3 protein-coding genes are annotated in these 4,469 nt (G+C 64.0%); all 3 read right to left on the reverse strand.

The window, feature by feature from the left end; genetic code table 11:
• Nucleotides 1–152 precede the first annotated feature (152 nt).
• Nucleotides 153–1,943, reverse strand: coding sequence for a translation elongation factor 4 (gene lepA, locus AC1DMG_RS20090; RefSeq protein ID WP_477180977.1), 1,791 nt, complete (start codon nucleotides 1,941–1,943; stop codon nucleotides 153–155).
• A gap of 291 nt (nucleotides 1,944–2,234) precedes the next feature.
• Nucleotides 2,235–3,722 carry a Do family serine endopeptidase gene (locus tag AC1DMG_RS20095; RefSeq protein ID WP_441603236.1) on the reverse strand — a complete coding sequence of 496 codons (1,488 nt, stop codon included), beginning with the start codon at nucleotides 3,720–3,722 and terminating at the stop codon, nucleotides 2,235–2,237.
• Between the two features lie 111 nt (nucleotides 3,723–3,833).
• The coding region (locus tag AC1DMG_RS20100) for a sigma-E factor negative regulatory protein (protein ID WP_477180978.1) at nucleotides 3,834–4,469 on the reverse strand (636 nt) is incomplete at its 5' end.

The raw sequence follows: 4,469 nt of genomic DNA on the forward strand, positions 1-4,469 counted from the left end.
ACGCCGAACAGCACAGTCAGGCCAAGCAGAATCGCCGAAAAATCAAAATCCATTGAAAGCTCCTCAGGAGCAGTGGAACGAGGGTGTGACAGGGAACCATCGATCGGTCGGGCGCCAGAAGGCGTCCCGCCATCGCTGCAACAAGCTCAGCTTTACTTATCCACCTTCAGGACGGCAAGGAAGGCTTCCTGCGGAATCTCCACACGGCCCACCTGCTTCATGCGCTTCTTGCCTTCCTTCTGCTTCTCCAGCAGCTTCTTCTTGCGGCTGACGTCGCCGCCGTAGCATTTGGCCAGCACATTCTTTCGCAGCGCCTTCACGGTGGAGCGCGCGACGATCTGAGCACCAATGGCCGCCTGGATGGCCACGTCAAACTGCTGGCGCGGAATCAGATCCTTCATGCGCTCGACCAGGTCGCGACCACGGCGCTCGGCATGGACACGGTGCACGATCAGGCTCAACGCATCCACCCGGTCGCCATTGATCAGCACGTCCACGCGCACGAACGGGCCGGCTTCGAAGCGCWCGAAGTGATAGTCCATCGATGCATAGCCACGCGACACCGACTTCAGSYKRTCGAAGAAGTCSAGCACMACTTCGGCSAKCGGCAKYTCATAGSTGATCTGCACCTGGGTGGCCAGGTACTGGATGGAGCGCTGCACGCCGCGCTTTTCCTCGCACAGCGTGATGATGTTGCCGATGTAGTCGGCCGGCGTGAGGATGCTGGCGACGATGATGGGCTCGCGGATTTCCTGCATCAGATGCGACGCCGGCAGCTTGGCCGGATTGTCCAGCATCAAGATCGAGCCGTCGCTCTTGAGCACCTCGTACACCACGGTCGGCGCCGTGCTGATCAGGTCCAGGTCGTACTCGCGCTCCAGGCGCTCCTGCACGATCTCCATGTGCAGCATGCCGAGGAAGCCGCAACGAAAACCAAAGCCCATGGCCTCGGAGCTCTCCGGCTCGAAGAACATCGCGGCGTCATTCAGGCGCAGCTTGTCGAGCGCCTCGCGCAGCGCCGGATAGTCGTCGGCCGATACCGGAAACAAACCGGCGAACACGCGCGGCTGCATGGTCTGGAAGCCAGCCAGCGGCTTCTCGGCGGGCTTGGYCGCCAGCGTCAGCGTGTCGCCCACGGGCGCGCCGTGCACGTCCTTGATCGACGCATTGATCCAGCCCACTTCGCCCGGGGACAGCTTGTCGAGCTTCTTGCGCTTGGGCGTGAATACACCCACTTCGCTCACTTCATGCGAGCGGCCGGTGGACATCACCAGCAGCTTGTCGCCCGGCTTGATCTCGCCCTGCATCACGCGGACCAGCGAGACCACACCCAGATAATTGTCGAACCAGGAGTCGATGATCAGCGCCTGCAGGCGATCGGTATCGCCCACCTTCGGCGGCGGAATGCGAGCGACGATCGCCTCGAGCACTTCCACCACGTTCTGGCCGGTCTTGGCGCTCACCGCAACGGCGTCGTCGGCATCGATGCCGATCACCGCCTCGATCTCGCCCTTCACTTTCTCCGGGTCGGCCGTCGGCAAGTCGATCTTGTTGAGGACCGGCACGACCTCCAGCCCCATCTCCACTGCGGTGTAACAGTTGGCCACCGACTGCGCTTCCACGCCTTGCGCAGCGTCCACCACCAGCAGCGCGCCTTCGCACGCAGCCAGCGAGCGGCTGACTTCATAAGAGAAGTCGACGTGTCCCGGGGTGTCGATGAAATTGAGTTGATACGTCTTGCCGTCGCGCGCCGTGTACGGCAGCGACACCGACTGCGCCTTGATGGTGATGCCGCGTTCGCGCTCGATCGGATTATTGTCGAGCACCTGCGCCTCCATCTCGCGTTCGGTCAAGCCGCCGCAGATCTGGATGATGCGGTCCGCCAAGGTGGACTTGCCGTGATCGATATGGGCAATGATGGAGAAATTTCGAATCAGTTCCATGGAGCACGCTAGCGGCGTTCACTGATCTGCGGTACGCGCAGGCAGCGCATGACCGGGATGGTCACACGAACCCAGCATTATCGCATGGAACCGTGCCACTTCGGGCATCGGGAAAAGCGGGCTATCTCAAGGGGATAAGCGAGATCGGAACGCCTCGTTGCGAGGCGTCACGCGATCCCTCCCAAAAGAGCGATGGTGGCCCAAGCGCCCATCGCTCCGCTGGTTCCGGCCCTACGCGACCGGAACACGACCCGTCACCGCGCGGCGACTGCCATCGCCGCCACGGTGACGTCAGTCGTCTTTGCCACCGGGCACGGTCAGCCCGATGAATCCACTCTGGTCGCCATGGCGGACCAGCAAAAGCACGGTATCGCCCGGCTTCGCGCCCTTGGTGGCCTCGCGGAAAGCCGCTGCCGTGCCCACCTTGGTCTGGTTGACCATCAGAATCACGTCGCCCGGCTGCAAGCCGGCCCGCGTCGCCACCGCACCGCTCACCTGGCTGATACCCACGCCTTCGCCAGCCTTGAGGCCAAGCTGCTGGCGACTGTCGCCGTCAAGATCCTGAACGGACAGGCCCAGGGCGCTGGCCGCCGCCTTGGCCGCCGGCTGCTCTGTGTCGGCGGCGGCCATCTTGGCGTTCTTGTCGCGCGGCATTTCCGCCACTGTGACCGGCACATTCTCGCGTTTGCCGTCACGCAGTATCTCAAGGGTGGCCTTGCTGCCCGGGGGCGTCTGGCCCACCAGCGGCGGCAGGTCCGCACTTTGATTGATGCTCTGGCCGTTGTACGCAAGGATCACATCGCCTGGACGGATGCCCGCCTTGTCGGCAGCGCTGCCCTTGTTCACCTGCGTCACGGCCGCGCCGCTCGCATTGTCGAGCTTCAGCGCCTTGACCATGTCGTCGCTGACCTGCTGCACCATCACGCCCAGCTGGCCGCGCGACACATAACCCTTCTCCTTGATCTGCTTGACCACGTTCATGGCCACGTCGATCGGAATGGAGAAGGCCACGCCCTGGTAGCCGCCGGTATTGGAATAGATCTGCGAATTGACGCCGACCACGCGGCCCTGCAGGTCGAACAACGGACCGCCCGAATTGCCGCGATTGATCGGCACGTCGGTCTGGATGAACGAGGTATACGGCTGATCCTGGCTGCCCAGGTTGCGTCCCACCGCACTGACGATGCCTTGCGTCACGGTGTAATCAAAACCGAACGGCGAACCGATCGCCAACACCCACTGGCCCGGCTTGAGCGTGCGCGAGTCGCCAATCGACACCGGCGACAGGCCGCCCTTCGGGTCCACCTTGAGCAGTGCAATGTCGTATTGCGGATCGCTGCCCACCACCTTGGCCGTGAGCACGCGGCGATCCTGCAGGCGCACGGTCACCGTGTCGGCGCCGTCCACCACGTGATTATTGGTGAGCACATAGCCATCACCGGAGATGATGAAACCCGAGCCCAGCGAAGTGTGCTGCTGCTCTTCCGGCGAAGGCATCATCGGCATGCCGAAGAAGCGCCGCAGCATGTCCATCTGCGGATCGTCGTCATCGTCCGGCGCATCGGGCATGCCACGCGCGCCCTGACGGGCCTTCGTCTGCTTCTTGCCGTTGAACTTGGCCTCGACGTGCACCACCGAGGGCGCGTTCTTCTGCACGATGCCGGTGAAATCGGGCAGGCCCGACATCGCCGGCGCCGCGCTCTGGGCCTGCACGCCGCCGGCCAGGGCCAAGCTCATCAAGACGCTGCACGACAGCGTCCGCAAGACAAGTCGATTCATGCACTACTCTCCTTCTGCGTCTCGGGCACACCATGCCAGCCCGCAGATCAGGCAGGCATGGATGGGTGAAAGGGAACGATCAGGCCGCGGCAAGGGACACACGGCCTGGGATCATTGCGGTCCGGCGGCGGACTGCGCGGGCTGCTGGTCCGGGTGAATCAGCAGCAGGTAGCGGCCATCGCCATTGCTGACGACCGGATAGCGTGCGACGCGGTAGGGCGTGAGGCTGTTGCGCGAATACAGCGGCGTGCCACTGTCACCCTCCAGCGTGGCCGAGGCCTGCTGGCTCATCTTGTACGGCACTTCGGAATAGACGTTGAGCCCCGGCGGCGCCACGGCCGGCGATTCCGCCTGCGCGACCTGGGTGTTGCCTTGTGCGGCCGGAGCCGCTGCCGAAGCGACTTGCGGCGAGAGACGATCAGCGCCCTGCCCGGCCGGCTGGGCCACCATCAGCGCGGCCACAGCCACGCCAGCGGCAATCGCGCCGCCGGCAGACCAGTGCAGCCAATGCCGCCGCTTGCCCTGCTGCACGGTGACGCCTTCGCGCTCGATCGCCTGCATCACGCGGGTAGCAAAATCCGCGGAGGCCAGCGCCGGCAACTCGCGACGCAGACCGTCACGGGCGACGTGATAGCGGGACCACTCCTGCTGCAGCGACGCATCGTGATCGAGCCGGCGCAGCAGAAAGCGCAATTCTTCCTTGGACAGTTGCCCGTCCATGCCAGCAGAAAGGTTTTCGCGTTGATG

The sequence above is a fragment of the Dyella sp. 01N36 genome (assembly GCF_056399745.1).